This window comes from Bartonella sp. AA89HNZF (assembly GCF_042196905.1).
Classification (GTDB): domain Bacteria; phylum Pseudomonadota; class Alphaproteobacteria; order Rhizobiales; family Rhizobiaceae; genus Bartonella.
Genome location: NZ_JBHIRD010000002.1, coordinates 187,017 through 211,387 on the forward strand (window position 1 = coordinate 187,017; position 24,371 = coordinate 211,387).

Here is a 24,371-nt window from a genome sequence, read left to right on the forward strand (position 1 = left end):
TGTATTTTAATACAATGGCTAAGGAGATAATTTCAGAATGATTTTGTTTGTTTTTAAAAGAGAGTGAATACTCTCCCTTTACTTTATGGTGATGTTCAAAACTTTTTAAAATATAAAGAAGGATAAAATGCCGAGCATTTCCCAAACGAGATTTTGTCTGAAAGATGTATCAATAGGAAAGCTTTTGGTGGCTAGGTCTCAAAAAGGGATTTGTCATAGTGCGTTAGGAGACACTATAGAGCAATTACTACAGGAGTTTACGCTACGATTTGGTGATGCACAACAAGTTGTAGGTGACAATACATTTAAGAGAGAAGTTGCCCATATTATAGCCATGATAGAAACACCTAAGCTGGTAAAAAAATATAATTTTCCCTTAGATATAAATGGTACAGTTTTTCAACGACAAGTATGGGCAGTATTATGTGATATACCATGTGGTGAAACAATTTCATATGAGGTTTTAGCATGCCGTATTGGTATGCCGAATGCTTTTCGTGCCGTTGCTAATGCCTGTGCACGTAACGAATTGGCTGTTATCATTCCGTGTCATCGTGTTGTGCGTAAAAATGGTTTTATTTCAGGGTATCGTTGGGGGGACAAACGGAAACAGATTTTACTACAACGAGAACAAAATGGAGAAATTTAACTTTGTGTGATGGGCATTATAATCGTTACAGTTGTTCCTTTCATTTCTTTTGAAGTAATTTCAAGTTTTCCCTTGTGGAGTTCTAGCAAGGAGCGTGAAATGGCTAAGCCAAGACCTGAGCCCGTATGAGATTTAGTAAGTTGATTTTCAACTTGTTCAAAGGGTTGTCCAAGTTTTTTAATTGCTGATTGTGGAATACCAACACCTGTATCTGTAATTTTAAAAATAAGATTATTTTTTTTCTTGAAAGCGCAGACATCAATATTTCCGCCAGAAGGAGTGAATTTAACGGCATTAGAGATGAGATTAAGGAAAATCTGTTTCATTGCACGACCATCAACTTCAGCATGAAGTTCTGGGGTAATGTTTGTTGTAACAGCAATATTTTTTTCTTGAGCCTGAGGCGTTAGTGTTCGTACTGCTTCACTAATGATAGGTTCAAGATCGGTATTTTTACAATCAAGCGTAAATCTTCCAGCTTCGATTTTTGACATATCAAGGATGTCATTGATAAGGGTTAGAAGATGGGTTCCTGAATTATAAATATCATGCATATATTCTTTATAGCGTTGTGAACCAAGAGGGCCAAAGGTTGATTGTAACATAATATCTGAAAAGCCGAGAATAGCATTTAGTGGAGTGCGCAATTCATGAGACATATTGGCTAAAAATTCTGATTTAGCCTTATTAGCACTTTCGGCGCGTTCTTTTTCTGCTTTCAGACTTTTATTAAGTTTTTCAACTTCTGTTGCGCGTTGTTGAGCACTCCCTCTCGCACGTTTGAGTTCTTGAATGAAAGAAAAAAGACGCCTTTCGCTGTCTTCAAATTTTTCCTGTTGTTGTTTAAGCTCAGAAATGTCAGTACCAATACAAACCAATCCTCCATCTTGGGTTCGTCGTTCGTTAATTTTGAGCCAACAACCATCTGCCGTTTGGCGAATACTGGTTAAGTTACCAGTACCATCATCTTTAAGGGGATATTCACTAAGAGCAGGGCGTGCCATGGCTTCGACGGTTACACGTTGGATACCTGATTGGAGAATTTGTTTAGGAATAGCGGCATATTCGCAAAATTTGCTGTTGGACATGACTAAACGTCCTTCAGCATCCCACAAGACGAAAGATTCTGAAATGTTTTCAATCGCGTCACGAATACGAAGGTCGGCTTGTGCCGTTTGTTCAGCCAATTGTTGCTGTTCACTAATATCGAAGGAAATACCAACCAAATGGGGTTCTTCTTCTTCAGTCACTTCGGCACGAATGCGCATCCATACATAATGACCATCAGCATGACGCATAGGAACGTTAATATCGATATGCTTTTTTTTGCCGCTCATTAATTCCTGAGCAAGGTCAAAAAAATTCGCATCATTTGGATTGATAATGGCGCTAATTTGGGAAATTGAGAGCAATGCATCTTGAGGGACATAGCCGAGCATTTCGTACATTGCTCGTGACCAGTAGACGCGTCCACTGGCCATATTCCAATCCCATAGTCCACAGCGTCCACGCATCATTGCCATATCAATACGGTTTTGAATTTTTTCTGAAACAAGATCTGTTTTGCGTGCTCGTACAATTTGGTTATAATAAGCATAAAGAAGAGCGAGGATAACGCCACTAGTTCCAATGAACATGGTTATATTTAACGAGAGAGCTTTCCGCCATTCCATGTAAATATGTTGCATTTTTTCACTGATGAATACCCCATATTGTCCATTTTCTGTTTGCTCAAAGGAAGCAAGAGCAGGAATATCTTTTTCTATTGTAATTTTCATGATTCCAGCATGTTTTCCTAGAGCTTGTAAAGTAATGCTTTCAGAGGTAAAATCCTGTAAGGGTTTTCCTAAGACAATCTCGGAACTTGATGAAGCTAGGACATTGCCTTTTTGATCGACAATAGCAATAACAGCGCTGGTTTTTATAAAACCTTTGTTACGAAAATTGGTTAGGATATTTTGTAAATGATTATGAGAAAGAGCAGCAGCTTTTCCTTGTCGAGTGGCGGCAAGTAAGTCACGGTCGATTGTATTGGTAATATGAGAAGCTAAGAGAGTGATGGTAGAATGCGTGTTTTTATCAATTGTGTTGCGCCAATCATAGATTGATACGAAACGGATTGCTGCAAGCGCAATAAGAAATGCCACAATGACAAATGGAAGTGAGCGTCGCAACCAAGGTTCAATAAAGAGAAGCTTTTGATAGGTAGAGCCAGAAAACAGATGAATACGCTTTGTCTGCGCTTTATGGCTTTGAGCGCTCGATTTTGAATCAGCATATATCTCCGTTGGCGCATTATATGCGTCCAATTTAGCCATCTCTTGTTCCTTTAATTCCGGAATAATGTGATTTAAAAACTGCTTCGATATTCATTAATAACCCCATGAGAGTGCAATGAATCAAAACAGGAGTCTTCTGTCCAGTCTTTTTTTAAAAAAAAGTATTTTACTTTTATGAATTTGGAATATGAAAAGGAAAAGGCATTTTAAACATGGCCTATAAACAGGCTTAGATTGCCTGTTTATAGGTTTAATGATGATCAAAGTAGCTTGTAGAGTTTATTTTTAAAAATATTATAGTATATTGATTTAAAATGTTTTTTTGTTTCAAGTGAGTAGACGATTGATGATATCAGAAACATCGCTTGATAATTTTGGTGCGGCAGCAATCGTTTTTAATGCCGTTTCAAGTTTTTGTTGCCGAATGGGTTCTAATTGTCGCCAAGAGCGCAAAGTTGTTAATAATCGTGAAGCAAGCTGTGGATTTTTTTTGTCAATTTCTAAAATGATTTGGCAAAGAAAATCATAGGAGGCACCATCAACTCTGTTAAAGCCTGTTAGGTTGTTAGAGGCAAAGATACCGATCAGAGATCGTACACGATTAGGATTATCCTTTGAAAATAGCGGGTGTTGCATGAGCTTTTGAACATTTTCGAGTGTTGATGTGCCAGCAACCATTGCTTGAATAGAAAACCATTTATCCATAACCAAAGGGTCATGTCGATAGCGGTTTTCAAAATCATTTAAGGCATTTTGTGCCTGCTCACTTTCATTAAAACGCTTCACGAGAACAGCAATACTCGCCATTCGGTCAGTCATATTATCAGCTGTTGCATACTGTGTCGCCGCACGATTTGGATTGTTCTCAGAAATGGAAAGATAATCCAATAGTATGTTCTTGAATGCTCGCTTTCCGGCTTGTACAGTGTCTGGTGAATAGGGTTCTTGGGTTTGCATTTGTTCATAAAATTTTGTTAAGAGTTTTTGATGTGTTTGTGCAAGTGAAGCGAGAAACTGATTGCGCACGTAATGAATACGATCTGGATCAATATTTTTACCGATTGTATGAGCAAGCTCAACTTCACTAGGTAAATTTAAACAGAAGGCACGAAATTCAGGCTCTAAGGTTTCATCTGTTATGATTGTTTCAATCAGGTTTAGCAAAGCAGAGGAGATTGTTTCTTTTGCTGCTTGTGTTTTATCTTGAATGCTTTGAAGCAAAGCTTGCGTCATTAAATGATTAAGAGATTGCCAGCGATTAAGGTGATTGTCATCATGTTGTGCAAGAAAAATAAGTTCACTTTCATTAAATGGCGTGTGTAGAATGATTGGTGCAGAAAAGTCTCGCAGCAGTGATAAAACGGGTTTTTCACGCAGTCCTTTTAATGTAAACGTTTGGCTTTCCTTGGATAAAAGCATAACGTCTGATTGAATATCTGTATCCGCTTCATAAGCGAGGTTTTCTCCGTTAGGTCCTAACAAGCCAAATACGATAGGGATAAGCATAGGCTTTTTTGTATTTTGTTGTGGGGTTGCGGGAATATGTTGCTTTGTATGAATTGTTAAAACACCATCGCTATAATGACTATCGATTTCTACATTGGGTGTTCCTGCCTGTTCATACCATAGCATGAATTGGGAGAAGTCTTGACCAGACACTTCAGCAAAACAGGTAATAAAATCTTCAATTGTACAAGCTTGTCCATCATGACGTTGAAAATAAAGATCAGTGCCTTTACGAAACAGAGTAGGACCTAAAATAGTTCGTATCATGCGAACAACTTCAGCACCTTTTTCATAAACAGTTGTGGTGTAAAAATTATTAATTTGGCTATATTGACGAGGACGTACAGGATGCGCAAGAGGTCCTGCGTCTTCTGTAAATTGCGTCGCTTTTAATGCTTTTACATTTTCAATTCGCTGTAGGCTGCGTATATTTTGATCTGATGAAAATTCCTGATCACGATAAACAGTGAATCCTTCTTTTAAACAGAGTTGAAACCAATCGCGACAGGTAACACGATTACCGCTCCAATTATGGAAATATTCATGGGCAATGACACGTTCAACATTTCTATAATCCTGATCGGTTGCTGTTTCAGGATCGACAAGAACATATTTATCATTAAAAACGTTAAGGCCTTTGTTTTCCATTGCTCCCATGTTAAAGTCGGACACAGCAACAATATTGAAAACATCAAGATCATATTCGCGTCCGAAACATTGTTCATCCCAACGCATGGAACGTTTAAGAGCATCCATTGCATAGGTTGCGCGTTCGGTTTTTCCTTTTTCTACATAGATACCAAGCTCGATACGTCGTCCAGATACAGTTGTAAAATGGTCTTCTAACTTATCAAGATCTCCACCTACTAAAGCAAAGAGATAAGATGGCTTGGGATAAGGATCTTCCCAAATAGCAAAATGACGATTATTCTCTAAAGTTCCTGTTCCCACGAGATTACCGTTTGAAAGCAAGATTGGGATTGTTTGGGTATCTGCTTCAATTTTTACTCTATAGGTAGAAAGAACATCTGGGCGGTCGTAAAAATAAGTGATACGACGAAAACCTTCCGATTCGCATTGTGTGCAATAAACACCATTTGAAAGATAAAGCCCCATAAGTTGGCGATTGCTTTCTGGATTCAGTTCCGTGACCATTTTCAAAGTAAAAGGAGCCGTTGGTGGCGTTGTAATTTCTAAACGTGAAGGCGTCACTCTATAAGTGTTTGGGGCTAATATCTCATCATTAATAGAAACGGAAATTAAAGTAAGACCATCACCAGAAAGAACGAGAGGTGTTAATTCTTTTGTATCGTGACGGGGCTCAATAAACAATATGGCTGTAACATAGGTTTTTGTTGGTGCCAATTGGAAAGAAAGGTGTGTTTTAGGGATAGCGTAAGGAGTTGGTTGGTAATCTTCCAAACGATAAATAGATGTTATTGGCTGTTTCATAGTTTTTTCCCATTAGTATTTTAAGAGTTAAAGAAGGGTGTTTTAATTTTAGAAGCAAGATAGGATTAAAGAATTACAAAAGGCTGTCGAGGCGATTTTTTACTTCTAAGAAGTCTATCCATGTAAGCTTCTTTTGACTAGGGGTTCTAAGAAGGTAAGCTGGGTGGAAAGTTGGCATAACAGGTATTTTTATATTATCTTCGCTTTCATAGATATGCCATTTCCCTCTTGTTCGGATAATTCCATTTTGAGATCCGGTAAGAAACTGTGCAGCAACGCCTCCCAGTGCTATAAGAACACGAGGACGTGCTAAATAAATGTGTCGTTCAATAAAAGGGCGGCACAATGCCACTTCTCTTGGTGTTGGTGTACGATTTCCTGGTGGACGCCAAGGAATAGTGTTGGCAATGTAAACATTATTTCTTGCTAAGCCAATTGATGCGAGAATTTTATTAAGTAACATCCCTGCTTTTCCCACAAAAGGAATTCCTTGTATATCCTCTTCTCGTCCTGGTGCTTCACCTATGAGCATTAGGGGACTTCCTGCTGTTCCATCTGAAAAACAGGTATTTTTTGCTGTCAATTTTAGTGAACAGCCATTAAATGCAAGGAGGGCAGATTTTAATTCATCAAGTGTCTTTGCACTTTTTGCACTCTCTATAGCAGCGGATTCGTTTTGTATAGGACTAGAATTATACAGTGGATGATTATCTAATTTTACGCTTGGAGATGTTTTGGCAGATGTTTGTTGATTACCAGAAATGTTAACAACAGGCGTTAATTTTCTCTCTGAATAAGCAGACTGCTTAAAACGATCAATAGGGAAGTCTGTCAGAACGGCATCCGCACCACTTTCTTTATAAAAGTTTAAGAGTTCTTCATAGGAAATCGAGTGCGGCGTTTGATTTAACATTTTACTTTTTCTAATGATCTAGGGATTATAGATCAAACAAAATTATCCTTCAAGTTTTATAAACGTATTCGCTAGCCATTAATGTATAAGAATGCTGATAGGATTCTCTCTTTTCACAAAAAAGGCAAATCGTAAAATGCGAGTTTTCGCGATTATATGCATCTTTAAATGTATAATTTGTTTAAATTGCGCTATTTCAACTTTTTAAACAAAATAAACTCACTCATAATAAAAGAATTTTTTACTGAATGCAAGTGGCGTGATAATATTTTTTATCATTATATTCTATATTTAATACTTAGTGAAAGTGAATTTTGTAGTATTTTATTTAAAAAATTAAGTATAATTTTTTATTATTATATTTATTTAATAGATTTTATTAAATAAATTAAATATATTAATTGAAATATATAATTATTACTTTTATATGAGAAAACACTAAGACGTTACAAACAGTTTTCACAATGGGTTAAAAGCAATGTGTGGATATATTCTTTTGCTTTTTTTACAGCTGAAATGAGAGGTTCATTGAGTGCCAAATGCGCTGCAATAGCGCTTGATAGAATGCAACCTGTTCCACGCATTGTTCCTTTTAAACGTGGAGTAGAAATATTGATGACTTCAATTTTGTCAATGAAGCTATCAATTGCAAGAGGACCCTCCGCATGTCCGCCTTTTACTAAGATAGAGCGAGCTCCCAATGACAAAAGTTTTTTTGCTTGTTGTATTGCTTGCTTATCATTAGATGCCAATGGACTTTGGCTAAGAAGAGCGAGTTCTTCTCTATTCGGTGTTAAAAGATCAACATGAGGAAGCAGTTTATCGATCATAGTGTCGATGATTGTTTCTGTTATTAGTTTTCCTCCTGATGAAGCGACAAGTACAGGGTCCAAAACAACTGGAACATGGGGATAGTCTTTGAGTACGTTACAGATTGCTGCTATAATTGCTTTTGTCCCCGTCATACCAATTTTTATTGCGCTTATTGGATTTGCTTCTAGAGCAGCACGCATTTGCGCAGCGACGAGGTCTCCACACATTGGAATGATTTCGACAACGCGATTATCATCTTGTACGTTAACACAAGTAATTGCTAAATTTGCTTTTATTTGAAAATGTGCAGAGGTTTCTATATCACGAACAATACCGGCACCTCCTGTTGGATCAGTGCCTGCAACAATAAGAATGGAAGGTGTCAACGCCATGTTTGTGTCACTTTTATCCACTGCTGTACACGCTCTTCAGGTTTTTTATGGAGGATAATATCAGTCACAACAGCAGCACTATTTGCTCCTGCATTTAAAACACTAACTGCACGTTCTGGTGTTAACCCACCAATACCCACTAAAGGTAAAGCACCAATCCGTTTTCTCCATTGTTTGATTTTCTCTAGTCCTTGTGGCATCCATTTCATTTTTTTTAAGATTGTCGGATAAATAGGACCAAGTGCAATATACTCAGGATTAGCAGAGAGTGCGATATCCAATTCATGTTCATCATGTGTACTAAGACCAACTTTTATACCACTTTTACGAATTGCGTGAAGATCAGCATTGCTCAGGTCTTCTTGTCCCAGATGAATAAAATTACACTTTTCATCAATTGCTATTTCCCAATGATCATTAATAATTAATTGTGTTCCCAATTTATTGCATATGTTTTTTGCACGCTTAATATGTTGACGGATTATTTGTTGATTTTCATGTTTCATACGCAATTGTACGAGCTTGATACCAAGAGGAAGCAAACGTTCAATCCAATCAGCGTTATCAACGATGAGGTAAAAAGGATCCAGTTTCATGAAAATACCGCTTTTCCAATGATTGGTGTTGAAGGGACTGCTACATTGCGTGCTTCGATCATGCCAGCTTTATACCCCATACGCCCTGCCTGAATAGCTTTGGAAAAGGCCTCAGCCATCAAAACAGGATCAGCTGCTTTAGCAACTGCGGTATTAAGCAGTACTGCATCATAACCTAGTTCCATCGCAATGGCGGCATGGGATGGGCGTCCAATGCCGGCATCAATAACAAGAGTAGCATCAGGAAGGTAAGCACGGATAGAACGCAATCCATCAGTATTATGAGGTCCTTTGGCAGAACCAATAGGAGCACACCAAGGCATAATAACACGGCAACCAATGTCGAAAAGTTTTTCAGCAACAATGAGATCATCCGTTGTATAGGCAAAAATTTTAAAACCTTCATTGTTTAAAATTTGAGCAGCTTCGATTAAGGAAAAAATATTTGGCTGTAAGGTGTCTGAATTACCGATAATTTCGAGTTTAATCCAAGCTGTTTTAAAAAGATCTCTTGCTAATTGCGCTGTGGTTACGGCCTCTTTAACAGTATAACAACCAGCAGTATTAGGAAGCACTGTTACCCCAAGATCTTGAAGAAATTGCCAAAACTGCCCTCCTTGTTTTCCACCTGCGCTTTCTCGACGTAATGAAACGGTTACAATTTCTGTATTGGATTTATGAATAGCATCACGAAGGATGACAGGAGAAGGATATTGCGCTGTACCTAACATAAGACGAGAGGTGAATTGTCGTCCATAAAGATTCAACATAATTAACCACCTTGCATTGGGCTTAAAATTTCCACTTTATCTCCTTCATGCAAAATAAATTGGTCTCGCGCATCTACAGGAACAACTTCAGCATTAACAGCAGTTGCTAGCCAATTTCCTTCATACCCCAATTCCACAAGCAAGAGACTAAGAAAAGGAGCTTCTGTTTGAAGTGTTTCACCATTAACAAATATTTGCATGCTTTATTCCAATGCCAATTTCACTGCTCGTTTTGCCATTTCTGGAGACAAAAGAAAACCATGTCTATAAAATCCATTAATAGAGATATGGTTACCATATTTGCATACAGAAGGGAAGTTATCAGGATAAGCTGGACGAATACCAATGCCGGATTCAACAATTTCTGCTTCGGCAAAAGCAGGGTGCAATGTATAGGCCGCGTTGAGCAATTCCATCATTGATCTTACAGAGATTGCACCATCAAAGTCACTTTCAATCATCGTTGCGCCAATCATGAAAATATCATTCTGTCGTGGAACAACATAAAGTGGAAATCGTGGATGAAGAAGACGAATTGGGCGGGAAATTTTAATTTCTGTACTCCGCAAGAGTAGCATTTCACCACGTACACCCCGTATATTTTTATCTTTTCCTAAACGTCCTATTCCTGTCGCATCAATAACAATATCAAAATTTTTTTCAGCCTTCTCTACATCAACAAAACAGGCTCCATTGTTGAGAAGCTTTTCTTTTAAAGCCATAAGTGCTTTGCGAGGATCAATATGGGCTTCATTTTCATAAAAGAGCGCACAGTTAAAACGTTCAGCAAGATCTGGTTCAAGATGAGCTATTTCTGTATTATCTATAGTTTTGTGATTATGCGTACGTACAGAAAATCGTTCGAGCTCTCCTCTATCTCGTGTAGGTGCAACCACTAAAGTGCCTTTTTGTATGACAAGGTTAGGGAGCGTTTTACGCCACCATTGTATAGCTTGTACACCAAGATCTTCAACAATTTGTTCTGCACTTTCCCTTTCACAGTAAGGTGCGAGCATTCCTCCTGCATACCAACTAGCACTTCCTATAGGTGAATGAGGGGGGGCTGATACAGTAACAGAAGCACCTTTTTGCTGTAACATAAAGGCAGCTGTTAAGCCGCCTACACCTGCACCTTTGATAAGAATGTTCTTCAACTATTTACTTTCTTTTTTTGAGGAGGAACAATTTCCATATAAAGGTCACCATTTTTCTGATATTTTTCGGCCATGGCGATCATACCTTCCCCTTTTGTTTTTCTTATTGCAGCTGCCTCACGAATATCATGGGAAATACGCATAGAACAGAATTTTGGTCCACACATGGAACAAAAATGCACTAATTTATGGGCTTCTTTAGGCATTGTCTCATCGTGAAAGGCACAGGCTGTTTCTGGATCAAGAGAAAGGTTAAATTGATCATGCCATCTAAAATCAAATCGTGCACGCGAAAGAGCATTATCGCGCAATTGTGCTCTAGGTAAACCTTTAGCAAGGTCAGCGGCATGAGCAGCAATTTTATAAGTGATCACACCAGTTTTTACGTCATTCCTATCGGGGAGTCCTAGGTGTTCTTTAGGTGTTACATAACACAACATAGCAGTTCCAAACCATCCAATCATAGCGGCACCAATTGCTGATGTAATATGGTCATAACCAGGAGCAATGTCCGTTGTAAGAGGTCCCAAAGTATAAAAAGGCGCCTCATGACAAAGATCTAATTGTTGCTCCATATTTTCTTTAATTTTGTGCATTGGGACATGCCCAGGACCTTCAATCATAACTTGTACATCTTTTTTCCAAGCAACTTTTGTCAATTCTCCCAAGGTTTTAAGCTCTGCAAATTGGGCTTCATCATTGGCATCGGCAATAGAGCCAGGGCGTAATCCATCCCCCAATGAAAGAGAGATGTCATACGTGCGTGCAATATCACAAATTTCATCAAAATGTTCATAGAGAAAACTTTCTTTATGATGATGGAGACACCATTTTGCCATAATAGAACCGCCTCGTGAAACAATACCTGTTACCCGATCAACGGTCAAAGGGATAAAAGGTAGTCTTAATCCTGCATGAATGGTAAAATAATCAACACCTTGTTCTGCTTGCTCAATAAGGGTATCACGAAAAATATCCCATGTTAAGTTTTCGGCAATACCCTGTACTTTTTCGAGTGCTTGATAAAGAGGAACTGTTCCGATGGGCACAGGAGAATTTCGGATAATCCATTCACGAATATTGTGAATATTTCGTCCTGTAGAAAGATCCATAACTGTATCTGCTCCCCAGCGAATGGCCCAAACCATTTTATCAACTTCTTCTTCCATAGATGAAGTTACTGCTGAATTTCCAATATTGGCATTAATTTTAACACGAAAATTACGTCCAATAATCATAGGTTCGCACTCTGGATGATTAATGTTTTGTGGAATAATGGCGCGTCCACAAGCAATTTCATTGCGAACAAATTCCGCAGTATAAATTTCTGGTATTGATCCAGCAAATGTTTCATTTGATGGTACATTCTGCCGTTCTTTTACTACTAATCCTTCATTTTCTCGTATAGCCACATATTCCATTTCTTCGGTAATAATGCCTGCGCGTGCGTAAGCCATTTGTGTAATTGCTTTGCCATTTTTTGCTCGTAAAATAGAACGTTTTTGCTTAAAGGCTGGTGTAAGGTTTTTATCAGAAGTCAATCCATTATCTTCAGGTTTAACTAATCGTGCAGGATAAGTTTCAGTATCATCCCGCTTAGAGAGCCAAGGCAAGCTAATTGCCGGAAGGCCTTTTGTAATATCAATGATCATATCTTTATCTGTGTAGGGGCCAGAAGTATCGTAGACGTTTAAAGGTTTTTCACTACTGCCATCAGCCAGTGAAATTTCACGCAATGGTACGCGCACATCAGAAAAGAGAAGGCTCTGTTGATAAATTTTGCGTGAAGCGGGAAAGGGGCTACAACTAATTGATGGAGTATTTTTCTGCACAAACTTTTTCCTTATAGACACAGAGTTCAAAAATAGGTTGCGATGTTAATGGAGTTACGATGATGGAGATGTATTCAAATTATCAATCACGAGCATTCGGGTGAATAGGGGTAAGTATTGCTTTGTAGCAAAGAAAACCCAATACAGCTCAAGAAAAGTTATTTTGAAAAACTGATACAATATCTATTCTAATATTTGCATGCCTCCTCCCACTTGAAGTATTTTTGTTAATACGAATATGGTTGGCTTAAATATCTATATTGTCAATCATAAAAATATATTTTAAACGATTTTGGTGTGTTTTTAAGAGTGTAAATAGATATTATGAAGTGATAAACTATGATATTGAAGCTTTTATAAACCAGAATAAAGTTAAAAGCGGATTATCAGAGAAAAAGTAGATAGTTTATGGCTCTGATTGAGATTTTTTTCATATTAAAATAATAACTCAGAATACCATAAGATTCTCTCATCATATATCTTTTCATATAAAAACACTTCCTTGCACGTCATAAGTGGGAGCGTATGGGGCAAAACACTTGAAGAAAGGAAGCCAAATGTCATTTAATGAACATTCTAAGATGTGAGGCTGTCAAAAAGTGGAGGCCAACAAAATGTATGATGGATTCCACTTGTATCTTCAAAAGCTTAAAGCTGATGATCTATAATGGCTTGCTATTGTATCATTGACGTGCGCTGTCGTAAAATGAAAGGAGTATATTTTGAGCAATATTTCTTAAAAAGTGCGTAATATGCAATATCATTATATTTTGTTTGGGGTATTCTATTCTTCATGAGGGGGATGTTTCCATTAAGAATGCGATAAACAAAAGCGGGAAACAATACCTAATCTTTATTATTAAAAATAATATTGTCTTGAATTAAGAAGAACACCAATAATTGCAAGATGTTGTTTAGAATGATTTATTGCTCTTGCAAAAAACATATACATATAATAATATATAGAGGGAGATGTGCTAAGTGTGGGAGGGGAAAAGTTGGTTATGGGGCGTTTAAACAACAAGGATATTGTTCATAAAGATTGGGGGAGGGGCTAGGTTATGCTTTTTAATTTTTTCCGGATCGGATACAACCTTCAAATTTTGTGAAGGTGTGTGATATTTGATATTTCAAAGTATTTTATTTCCAGTTTAATGAAAGTGTGGAGCAAATGTCCATATTGAATATATTTTCTATGATACATTTAGATTGAACAAAAGCTTATTCAAAAAAACATTGGTGCTAATTTTGTGACACAATTTCAGAAATCAATTGAATAAAATAGAACAAAGTATCTGCGTGTGAATAAAAAGATAATGAAGCATGTAAAAAATTTGAAGCTAATTTTTAAAGTTTTAATACAAATGATAGCCAAAAGATAGAATTTCTTTGTTTAAAATATATGGTATAAAATATCGACGAGATAGATTTAAACTATTGAAAAAAAATAAAAAAAGATAATGTTTAAATCAGAAACTTTCTATGTGGATGATAAGTTATTACATTCAGTAATGGTTATATGAAATCCATAATAAGGAAAAATTTGAATAATATTTATAAATTTTGCAACAAGATGCAAGATTTAAAAAATAATTATATAACAACAGCAAAACAACAAAACAAGATATTAAGTAACATCAGATGAGGTGGTTACATTATACATTAGAAGAGAAAGAATTCATACTAATGTTATGAAAAGCGTCTGGTGAATTTAGGTTATAAAATTGGAAGGAGTGAAGAGAGATAAAATGCGTAAATAAGGATGGTGCAGTGGTTATGATGTATCAATCAACAGCGGCAGCACATTTTAGTGCACAGAACGAAAAGTTGTTAGAAAAACTATGAAAATAATGGGGGTTTAAAATGTCTAATATTTACGATTGGTCTCTAAAGGCTGATGAAAATGCTTATTCAGATAGTATCATTAATTGGGCAGAAGGACAGCCGCCTAGTTCTGTTAATGATAGTGCACGGGCGATGATGCAGCGCGTACGAGAATATCTTGCAGATAATGGTGGATCTATTGACTCAAGCTTTATGGTAAATGCGGAAGATAAAACAACATTAATTACCTTAAAGACAGTTTCACCAATAAAGAAATACAACAATGATATCATCATACGTTTTAAAGCTCGTGGCACAAATATTGGCACGACGACAATAACTGTTAATAATATAGGAGAAAAGCTTATCTATAAAGCCACTGATGTGGGGGTTATCCCCTTAGAAGGGGGAGAGCTGCAAAGAGGTGGCATTTATGAAATGGTATATAATAATGGTGTTTTAATAAAAGAGCATGAAGGGTGGTATTTATTAAATCCTACACCACCAAAAATAGAAAATTTTCCTGCTGGATTCATTGCAACATTTGCTATGCAAAGTGTGCCAAATGGTTGGCTTTTATGTGATGGTAAGTCCTATAAGTGTGAGGATTATCCGCAGTTATTCAAGGCAATAGGTGATAAATGGGGGAAAAACAGCTATGGAACTTTTAAAGTTCCTGATTTTAGAGGTATGTTTTTACGCGGCTTTGATGATGGCCGTGGTTTAGATGGTGGTAGAAAATTTGCAGATAAACAACAAGATAGCATAAGATCGCATACGCATATTGGGACCATTGAAGAAGCAGGCGAGCATGCACACAGTTTTGAGTATAAAACAGTAGGATGGCCCGTTGGTGATATTGGAAGACTACCAAATCATTATACCTATAATGCGACCCTGAAAGGGACAACAGCTTCTGCTGGTGCACATACACACAAGATCACTCTTTCCCATACGGGTGAAACAGAAACGCGCCCTGTTAATGCAACTGTTGTCTATGCTATAAAATCATGAGTATGATCTGCTCATAAATAATCTATACACTTTGATAATTTTGTTAACGCGGAGCAATTCCGCGTTATTTTTTATGTATGTGAAGAGGAAATCTATACTCTTTATACAATACTTGAGAGAGTTAAAAAATAATTTTAAATGATTGGGGGGAAGAGTTAAGGATATAATTTATTATAATTGTATGATTATGAAGAGAAAATATGTAAAAATTATTTTAAATTTGCCATTAAATGATCTGGAGATATATCTTTTCATCAGGTGTTTTGATAGGGGCTAAAGTGATACAATTACTCAATCTGAGGCATGAAAAAGTGCAACATTTGTAGCGTTTTATTACAAAAACAGTATATCTTTGTATCAGCGAATTGATCTCATAAAGAGATTTCTCATCTCTTTATCAATTTTATTTCTTTGCAATGCTATGATGTAGGTTATATTTGTAAATTGTATACTCCTTGAGTGAAATTATCGTTATACTTTCTTTTCATCCCTATATTACGCATTATTTTTGCGTTAAGAGGACGACAAGAAGCGTTATTGAATTTATTTTAAATATTTTATTCAATAGTTTAATTCTTTTGATGTACCAATAAAGAATTTTTCTAATAGAGGAAGAAAAATAAAAATATGATTATATTTAATGTTTTTATTGACTACAGAGATAGATAAAGAATCAATATAAAAAAAGATAAAGAAAAAGCATATATGTTATGAGAAAAAATAACGCCGTTAAAGCAACAAATAAATCTTTTACAGATTGTTAAGAGGTACTTAATTTTTATCTAGTCCCTAGAAAATATAAATAATCCATGTAATTATTATGACAAAGGTATTTGTATGTATTTCTGGATCATTTTTATTAAAGACAAGAGTGATAGAAATAGCGAGGAAAATACATATTTATGTCGTATAAACTTGCATTATATAAAAGTATGATAGCAAAACAAAATCTCAAATATTTTTAGTACGTAAAATCTTGAAAGATTTTAAACAGATAGTCTTTTCCAAAAATATCTTTGATGCGAGCGGAAGACGTTAGATGATAGAAAGGAGTTCATTAAAAATAAAATAGAATCTTGAATATTTGCGTACTTTATTGTGCTAGGTACATTAATTTTTAGATTGAAGCTGACTGCTTTAGGATCTAAATCTCATAAGAGGATGCTGTTTGAGGGAGTATAAATGGGATATCTTCTTTAGGTAATTCAGAAACGTTTAAGGAACAATGATAAACATCGCGGAGATTTTGTGTTGTCAAAACATTAGTCGCATTTCCTTCGCAATAAATCTCTCCTTCTTTTAGCAAGATCATGCTATCTGCATAATGTGCTGCAAGATTGAGATCATGAAGAACAGCGAGAACGCCGCCACCAGAATGAGCAAATTGTTTAGCAATATCCATAACGATGATTTGATGTTGAATATCGAGGCTAGCAATAGGTTCATCTAATATCATCCAGCGAGGAACCCCATTATGAACAGGTTTCCAGATTTGGCAAAGAACACGAGCAAGTTGTACGCGCGCTTGTTCTCCACCTGATAATTGGTGATAATATAGGTTACCATAATCAGAAAGGTCAACGCGATCTAAAGCTTTCTGGATAAGATTTTGCAATTCGGCTTTGGCAGTGCTAAATTGGTTTACAGAAAGGCCAAGCCCTACAACTTCATGGACTAAGAACGGAAATACGAGCGTTGTTGATTGTGGTAGTACAGCGCGCATTTTTGCCATTACATGAGTTTTTGTTTGGCATACATTATAACCATTTAAAGTTATTTTTCCACTGTAAGGAATTTCACCACTCAGAGCTTTGATAAAAGTACTTTTTCCTGATCCATTAGGGCCAATAATAATGGTAAAAGCACCACTTTTAGCTTGAAGATTAATGTGTTTAAGAATCTGTTTTTTTCCGCGCTGAACACAAATATTTGTCGCTTCAATCATGAAAAGTCTGTTCCTCGTTTGCATATAAGGATCCATAGAAAGAAAGGTGCACCAAAAAGTGCTGTTACAATCCCAATCGGCAATTCTGCGGGGGCAACAATTAAGCGTGCAAACATATCAGCAAAAATAAGTAATGCTGCTCCCAAGAGAGCAGAGCAAGGAATGAGATAGCGATGATCAGGACCTATGAGCTGACGTAAAATATGAGGAACAATAATACCAATAAAACCAATACCACCACTGACAGCAACAGCACTACCACACATAAGAGCAACAAGGGGAATAGAAATATTTTTGACGCGTTGAATATGGAAACCAATATGGCCAGCAACAGCTTCTCCAAGAGCAAGGGCATTAAGTGCTCGTGATAAAAAGGGAGAGAAAAGAAGACCAATAACGATAAAAGGGAGAACGAGCCATACTTTCAACCATGTAGCGCCCGCAAGAGAGCCCAGACTCCAAAAAGTGATATCACGCAGTTGTTGGTCATTTGCGACAAAAATCAATGTTCCGACAACAGCACTACTTAATGCACCAAGAGCAATACCAGCAAGCAGCATGGTTGCAATAGAGGTAAAGCTGTTATGTGTTGCTATTATGTAGAGAATAATCGTTGATAAAAGTCCACCAAAAAAAGCACCTATGATAACTTTATAAGGCTCTAGAAAAGGTGCAAATGAAACAGGAAAAGCAATGCCGACAACAATTGCTAAGACTGCTCCAAGTCCAGCACCTGCTGATACACCTACAATTCCGGGATCTGCAAGAGGATTACGAAAAAGCCCTTGCATAAGAACACCGGAGACAGCTAAAGCTGCTCCAATCAATAATCCCAAGATAACACGGGGAAGCCTTATGTCGATGAGCACGAGGTAATCACGCGTTTTACTACTTACCGAAAAATCTTGTGTAAGCATCACATGGAGGAGATCAACGAAAGAAACCTTTGCTGCACCATTCAAGAGCCCACCAAAAATACTGAAAATAAGGAATATTATTAAGCTTAATAATAAAATCTTCCCCTGCTTTGAACGGTTTATTTTTTTACCTTCTTTTTCTTTAGGTAAATGCATCCTGGATGTACCGTCTACCATTTTTATCAGCTCTTACCGTTTTGATGTGCACCATAAAGTATCTCAATAAGCTCTCTTGATGCGTCTGCAGTACGTGGACCAAATCCCAAAAAATACATAGCATCCATCTGTTTTATGGCATGATTTTTCGCTGCAGTTGTTGCTTGAATTGCCGGTATGGCTAAAATCTTATCAATGCTGGTTGATCTTGCACCATGTTTTACAAGCAAAATAACATCAGGATCTGATTTCAATAATGCTTCGCCGTTGAGAAGTTTATATCCTTTATAATCGGTGATAGCATTGATAGCGCCTGAAAGTTTGATCATACTATCAGCTGCAGTACCTGTTCCAGATGCCATGACGCGTCCATTTTGCACAGAGAAAACAAAAAGAACACGCTTTGGTGTTGTTACTTTCGCCAAAAGCGCATCGTTGTCTAAAAAATTACGCTTCAATTTCTCAATTAACGCTGCGGCTTGCACTTCCCGATGAATGGCTTGACCAACGAGGCGAATCTTTTCTATCACATTTTCACGGGAGTAGTCTTCTGGTATGATCACCAGAGGTATCGATGTTTTTTTGAGAATATCAATTGTTGAAGCGGGACCACTTCCTTCAACAAGCAATATACCCTCTGGAGCAAGTGATAAAACCCCCTCAGGTGAAAGAGCACGCATATATCCTAGCACAGGAAGCTTGAGCGCTTCTTGTGGGTAGACGCTTGTACTATCACGGGCGACAAGTTGATCTTGGGCTCCCAATGCATAGACAATTTCTGTAAGTGCTCCGCCGATAGAAACAATTCGAGCATTTTCAGGAAAACGCGTTGCAGGTTCAGCAATCACTTGTTTAGAAAAACAAGTAAGAGAGAGCAGTAAACACATAAGAAAAAGGTTTGATAACCTATGTAAAAGAGATATGAACATGTCTAACCTTATCTTAGTTACTGCTGTTTTCTTGGCATGATGGCAAACTATTCAATAAAGAACGCCAATCTTCACGTTCTTTTTGACCCTCTTTGCGTACGCCAAAAAATTGAATAACCATCTCATCATCTTTATCGAAAACTTCAAGTGAACTGACATAACCATCACGGGTAGGTTTGCGAACATGCCATACACTAGAAATCCCAGACGTGAGTAAATGAAGGTCAAATCTTGGATCAAGAACATTAAGCCAAGGTCCCATTTGCTTAATATTTTTTACAGTCCCACTAAAAATTTGAATACACCCTTTATTCCCAACAAAACACATGATTGGCAGTTCTTGTTGTGCGACTTGGTTAAGCATTATTTCAACAGCATTTACCTGTAATTCATCGGCAAATTCATTACCAACATATTTTACAGCATGATGTCGATTAATTTTAAATTCGGAAATAATTTTGTGAAGTTGGTGTACATCTGTCATTTTCCGCCAACGATCCCGAAAACTCTCAATATCCAATTCTGTTATGTCATACTGGGTTGGGAGAGAAACGGGAAGAATGTTAAGAACAGGAGACTGATCTTCAAGAAGGAGCTTTTCAACAAGTTTATTCCACTCTTCCATATTTGTCATATCTTTAGAATAGACCTTTAAGATAGCAACGCCATGTTGATCAAAGAATTGCAGACTTTTTGTAGGTTTTCCAAGAATAACGACATCATATTCAAAACCGAACTTCCATTGTTTTGTAAAAATACGCAAATCAATTTCACCAAGTGTGATAGGAATATGTTCGTTTTGAACAATTTTTTCAAAGCGTCCCGTTATTTCGTGAACAGCATATTTATTGCGAGTTAAGACCATGACGGTTCCAAGTCGAGGTGCATTTTCCAAGAGAGTAGCAACATCAGTTTGTAGCCTTTTTGCTTTTCCAATGGTACAATAAGCCGCAATAAGCTCCGCTTCAGATATACCAATCGAAACCGCAAAATCGCGGTTTCGCATTTCTTTTTTTTCTTCACGTAAACGAAGAATCATTTCAGCTGTATGTGCCATGAATTTACCTTATGCTACTTAACTCAAAAACTAACTTTCAAATTTTACAATTCCAAGGCAATAAATTAAATTCTTTTAAGAGTTCAATCTATCACAAAATAACACTCTATCGCCAACAGCTGAGCAATCAAAAAACGATAAAACAGAAAGAATTAAAACTTTTCTACCAAATCTTTGTAATTTTAAAGATGTTGAAAATAGAAACACAATAATTAATCCTTTTATCAATATGATTTTATTGACCGAATAATTAACAGAAGTGACTAAAACTTTTGTACAAACGACACCTTAAAGTTACGACCAGGCTGGCTATAATAGTCTTTTGGTGTTGAACTTTTACCTGAAGGAAGTTCAGATACATTCCAATATTTTGTATTGAAAAGATTATAAACACCGGCTCTTAGAATAGGTCCTGTTTCACCGAATGGTTTCCACCACCCTGTCATATCAACGACATGATATCCTGGAATTTTTTGGTAATCAGATTCTCCGGCTACTTTATCACGTTTAGCTGCCAAAGTAAGGATAATATCGCTTCCCCAAACCTCTTTTGCATATCCTAATCCGATAATTGCTTTCAAAGGAGGAATTGAGTTAAGATACTCCTTTTTATCAAGATCTTTTCCTTGTGAATAAGCAAGAGCAACATTGCTATGAAAACCGTTTTTAAGAACTAAATGGGCTTTTGTCTCAACACCAAAAATTTGCACGTGAAAACGATTCATATAATGCCGACGCGCAAATCTAAATTCCTCTGATGGCCCTCTATCCTCAGTATCTATGAAATTCTTATATTGATTAAAAAAGGCATTGAAGGAACCACCGAAATTTACATTTCCATACCGTAAACCAACATCATACCCATTGCTTGTTTCTGGTTGAAGATCAGGATTCCCTTTCACGTAATAAGCAGAAGGTTTGATATAAGAGACGTAAAGTTCTGAAATACGTGGTGCACGAAAAGCCTGTGCCCACTGAGCATAGAGCGTTACTTGATTACGAACATCCCACTCCACGCGTAATTTAGGAGAAAAGCGTGAACCACTTCTTTCTGGAGGGAATTTATCAGAAATCAGAGCTTTCTCATAAGAAGGTGTTTTCTGAGGAACATATTTGTACCAATCATACCGGATTCCCGGTGTTACACGAAAACGATCATCAACCAACCCAATTTCATCTTCAAAAACAAAACCTAAATTGTAACCATTTGTGTCTGGCGAATCTGATCGATTAGCAGGAACAAAAAGACATCCTCGAGCGTATTCTTTTATATGACAATTGTCTTTACCTAACAAATAGTGATGAAATTTAGATGACGAAACATTCATTACAAACTTTAACGTATGGTTTATAGTGCCAAAATCCACTTTTTTAAGGGCATCAGCATTGAAACCATAATTGATATTACGCAAGAAATTATCTCTCAAATAATCCCCTTTGGGGGCTGAAACACGAACGCCTGTCATAACGTAACGACTTGATTGCCTTTGCCAATAAAGCTGCCCATTAAACGCATCAAGAACTGCATCACCATTACCATTATAATTATAAGAAAGAGAAAAACGCTCACGAAGTTTATTATCCTGCTCATAAACGGAACCTGGAGCGTATCTTTTAGACGAATTTAATTCATGTGTGTTACTATTATGACCAAAACGCTCTGCGGTAAAACCAAGGCGGTGATTATCACTCAAATATTGATGAATTTTAAAAAGCAAGTTATTTTTATCAAAGTGAGAAGGGTTTTTGCGCGTGCGTTCCTCATACCCTTCTACTGTTCCCATATTTTTGCGCTCATGACCTTCTACATAAGATCCTTGAAAAAGTAAAAATGTCCGGTAATTACGCACAGCAAAAGCTTGATCGATGCGCCAGCTGTTATCAACAGAATTATAACCACCTTTTATAAGGCTTCCCCAATTCTTTTCTTCCACGATCAGGTCTTCAGGATCAAGGGTACGCAACGCAATGATTCCCCCTAAGGCGCCAGAACCATAAAGACTAGAATCTGATCCTTGAATAGTATCAAACGTAGAAAGAGCATTGAAATCAAAAGTTGTGTTTCCACCTCCACCACGGAATATATCATTAAACCATGGAAGAGAAATACCATCCATTGTCGTAAGAACACGGTTTGCATCTAAACCCCGAATAACGAAACTGTTATTTTCTGAGTTATAGGATACGGAAGGATTAAGACGACTCACATCATAAACATCAGTTATTTGTCTTTCATCAATATTCTTGTTGGTCTTACGATCAGTCAGAATGGTTATTGAATTTGAAGCATCTTCTATTTTTTTTCCTTTAATAAGGATTGGTTTAAGTTCAGTGACAGCACTTCCATCTTTATTTTGTGCAAAAACAAATGAAGGTATACAGACCGATAATGCACTTAAAATTACACAGCTTTTATAGATATTTTTTCGTCTTATTTGCATAACACATCATAACCCTTTTAAACATCCCCTCTCTGTTTTGAAATTTTTTTAATACAAAAAGGCTGGACTCACTGATTAAAACTTGCCAGCCAAGTAGGAATGATTTTGACAACGGCACAAAATCATTAGAAGACCATATTAAACATGACAAAATCAGTCAAGAAAAAAGTTGCAATTTCAAAATAGCCTGTTTTAATGAGATTGAACACCAATATTAAGCTTAAAATAGTGGCAGAATAAACGATGAATTTTGCAAATACGAAACAATTATTAACTCTTTGGATTGGTGCATTTATTGGGGCTTTCTTTTTGCATGTATTATTGGCAGCACAGTTTTATTTTCAAAGTACTGGTATAAGTAATGGCTTGCTCTCATCGGAGATTATGCTGACTTTTGTGCAAGAAACTGTATATCCGGATGTTGATACAGACTTGCCAGATATTCATAGAGAGTCGGATATTAATACAGAGCAAGAAGTATTACAGTCTGATCTCCTAGAGCAGGAGTCAGAAGGATTGGAATCCGTGGATGAAGTTCAATCGGAAGAACCTCAGCATATAGTAGAACAAGATGACTTAAAGCCTTTGGAAGAACCCCTACCTCAAAAAGTGGAGCATAAAGCGTTTATCAAAAAAACAATATCGATGCCAAAGGCTGTAGTAAAGCGCTCCAATGCAAAGGCGGTACGTTCTTCTTCCATCAACAAGGGCGGCGGTACAGCAGGGCTTGAAGATATGTTGTTAATGGAGTGGTTAGCAAAGGTACAATCACAATTAGAAAGGCAAAAAAATTATATTGTGGGACAGCGCACCAATCGTACAAAAGGAACGGTGAAGTTAGAATTTATGGTGCATGAGCAGGGGAGTATTTTTTCTAGTCGTGTAGCAGTCTCTGCTGGTGATCCGGAGCTTGATCGATTAGCGATGGCAGCTCTTCGACGTGTTGGTTCTTTTCCACCACCACCACCATCAAAAGTGAATAAAACAATTAGAGTATCCCTAATATTTAGCTGATTTTTTATACGGGGCGATTTTCTTATAATATATTGATTTATAATGATTGTTTATAATTTTGATGAAAGTTCAAATATAATTTATTCGAATTTTTTTGATGTTGAATCAATCAAAACCATCCGCTTACTTATGATACAAGTTGAGGAGGAGCATGGACAAAAAACTTCTAAAAAGCAGTGAACATACTTCTTATGAGTGCTCTAAATGAAAGGGCTTTTGCAACATTGAGAGTTAAGGGATGATAGAGCTATAGCTTTTATTAATTAAAGGTCTAATCGATTTTTATACCATTCGTGAGAAGATTTTCGTAAGTACTTTTCAGATACACCGTTGTGAAATGGACTTAGAAACATTAAAATAAAACAATAATATAAATAAGAAAAACATACTATTTGGGGATGCTCTGTTTTGTGTAAAGGATGTGAGCTTATATGTAAAAATGAGAAAAAAGCAAAGATTCATCTTCATTATTAAAAGATATTGACATATTTAAAAGTCGTAAAACCGAATGAAAAGGGAAGGGGCAGAAGAGAATTATTTGTCTTTAAGGCTTTCTAACTCAATGAGTCTCTCTTTCTGTTATCAGAGATAATCTAAACGATATACACAATAATGCGCCCCTATTGGGTATAGAAATATTGTAAGCAGAAAAAATAGTCTTAAAATAAGCTGTTTCACAAGATTTGAATATTGACTAATAAGCAACAGTAAAAGGATG

General features: G+C 36.7%; 17 protein-coding genes. 3 read left to right on the forward strand and 14 right to left on the reverse strand.

From position 1 onward, the window contains the following. The first annotated feature begins 127 nt into the window (after positions 1 to 127). Complete coding sequence (locus tag ACFIN0_RS01755) at positions 128 to 649, forward strand: methylated-DNA--[protein]-cysteine S-methyltransferase (protein WP_375606327.1); 522 nt, start codon at positions 128 to 130, stop codon at positions 647 to 649. Here the strand turns inward: ACFIN0_RS01755 and ACFIN0_RS01760 are convergent. From ACFIN0_RS01760 to thiC, 9 genes are all read right to left on the reverse strand, one after another. Further along, positions 646 to 2,967, reverse strand: coding sequence for an ATP-binding protein (locus tag ACFIN0_RS01760; RefSeq protein WP_375701787.1), 2,322 nt, complete (start codon positions 2,965 to 2,967; stop codon positions 646 to 648). The genes ACFIN0_RS01755 and ACFIN0_RS01760 overlap by 4 nt on opposite strands. Before the next feature lie 288 nt (positions 2,968 to 3,255). Continuing rightward, entirely contained in the window at positions 3,256 to 5,886 is a 2,631-nt protein-coding gene (gene pepN / locus ACFIN0_RS01765; RefSeq protein ID WP_375701788.1) for an aminopeptidase N, read from the reverse strand. A gap of 73 nt (positions 5,887 to 5,959) precedes the next feature. Beyond that, positions 5,960 to 6,799, reverse strand: coding sequence for a uracil-DNA glycosylase family protein (locus ACFIN0_RS01770; RefSeq protein WP_375701789.1), 840 nt, complete (start codon positions 6,797 to 6,799; stop codon positions 5,960 to 5,962). 446 nt (positions 6,800 to 7,245) lie between these two features. Beyond that, entirely contained in the window at positions 7,246 to 8,004 is a 759-nt protein-coding gene (locus tag ACFIN0_RS01775; protein ID WP_375701809.1) for a hydroxymethylpyrimidine/phosphomethylpyrimidine kinase, read from the reverse strand. Next, positions 7,995 to 8,600: a thiamine phosphate synthase gene (locus ACFIN0_RS01780; protein WP_375610135.1), complete on the reverse strand. Its 606-nt coding sequence runs from the start codon at positions 8,598 to 8,600 to the stop codon at positions 7,995 to 7,997. The genes ACFIN0_RS01775 and ACFIN0_RS01780 overlap by 10 nt, the downstream gene beginning before the upstream one ends. Then, a complete protein-coding gene (locus ACFIN0_RS01785) occupies positions 8,597 to 9,370 on the reverse strand; it encodes a thiazole synthase (RefSeq protein ID WP_375606322.1) in 774 nt (257 codons plus the stop codon). Before ACFIN0_RS01785 ends, ACFIN0_RS01780 begins: the two co-directional genes overlap by 4 nt. Positions 9,371 to 9,372: 2 nt before the next feature. Next, the gene (gene thiS, locus ACFIN0_RS01790) at positions 9,373 to 9,570 is read right to left on the reverse strand and encodes a sulfur carrier protein ThiS (RefSeq protein ID WP_375606321.1); all 198 of its coding nucleotides are present in this window, start codon (positions 9,568 to 9,570) and stop codon (positions 9,373 to 9,375) included. Positions 9,571 to 9,573: 3 nt separating this feature from the next. Further along, entirely contained in the window at positions 9,574 to 10,524 is a 951-nt protein-coding gene (locus ACFIN0_RS01795; protein WP_375701790.1) for an FAD-dependent oxidoreductase, read from the reverse strand. Then, positions 10,521 to 12,356 carry a phosphomethylpyrimidine synthase ThiC gene (thiC, locus tag ACFIN0_RS01800; protein WP_375701791.1) on the reverse strand — a complete coding sequence of 612 codons (1,836 nt, stop codon included), beginning with the start codon at positions 12,354 to 12,356 and terminating at the stop codon, positions 10,521 to 10,523. Before thiC ends, ACFIN0_RS01795 begins: the two co-directional genes overlap by 4 nt. 1,863 nt (positions 12,357 to 14,219) lie before the next feature. Between thiC and ACFIN0_RS01805 the strand changes: the two genes are divergently transcribed. Beyond that, on the forward strand, positions 14,220 to 15,194 hold the full coding sequence (locus ACFIN0_RS01805) for a phage tail protein (RefSeq protein WP_375610138.1): 975 nt from the start codon (positions 14,220 to 14,222) through the stop codon (positions 15,192 to 15,194). A gap of 1,144 nt (positions 15,195 to 16,338) precedes the next feature. On the opposite strand, the gene ACFIN0_RS01810 is transcribed toward ACFIN0_RS01805, so the two are convergent. The 5 genes from ACFIN0_RS01810 to ACFIN0_RS01830 form a co-directional block, all read right to left on the reverse strand. Further along, positions 16,339 to 17,139: a heme ABC transporter ATP-binding protein gene (locus ACFIN0_RS01810; protein ID WP_375610139.1), complete on the reverse strand. Its 801-nt coding sequence runs from the start codon at positions 17,137 to 17,139 to the stop codon at positions 16,339 to 16,341. Beyond that, positions 17,136 to 18,233 carry a FecCD family ABC transporter permease gene (locus tag ACFIN0_RS01815; protein WP_375610140.1) on the reverse strand — a complete coding sequence of 366 codons (1,098 nt, stop codon included), beginning with the start codon at positions 18,231 to 18,233 and terminating at the stop codon, positions 17,136 to 17,138. Before ACFIN0_RS01815 ends, ACFIN0_RS01810 begins: the two co-directional genes overlap by 4 nt. A gap of 5 nt (positions 18,234 to 18,238) precedes the next feature. Then, positions 18,239 to 19,141, reverse strand: a complete 903-nt coding sequence (locus tag ACFIN0_RS01820) for a hemin ABC transporter substrate-binding protein (protein WP_375606315.1) — start codon at positions 19,139 to 19,141, stop codon at positions 18,239 to 18,241. Positions 19,142 to 19,154: 13 nt separating this feature from the next. Further along, positions 19,155 to 20,198 carry a hemin-degrading factor gene (locus ACFIN0_RS01825; RefSeq protein WP_375610141.1) on the reverse strand — a complete coding sequence of 348 codons (1,044 nt, stop codon included), beginning with the start codon at positions 20,196 to 20,198 and terminating at the stop codon, positions 19,155 to 19,157. A gap of 263 nt (positions 20,199 to 20,461) precedes the next feature. After that, positions 20,462 to 22,639, reverse strand: coding sequence for a TonB-dependent hemoglobin/transferrin/lactoferrin family receptor (locus ACFIN0_RS01830; RefSeq protein ID WP_375701792.1), 2,178 nt, complete (start codon positions 22,637 to 22,639; stop codon positions 20,462 to 20,464). Between the two features lie 243 nt (positions 22,640 to 22,882). Between ACFIN0_RS01830 and ACFIN0_RS01835 the strand changes: the two genes are divergently transcribed. Beyond that, a complete protein-coding gene (locus ACFIN0_RS01835) occupies positions 22,883 to 23,653 on the forward strand; it encodes an energy transducer TonB (protein WP_375701793.1) in 771 nt (256 codons plus the stop codon). Positions 23,654 to 24,371: the final 718 nt, after the last annotated feature.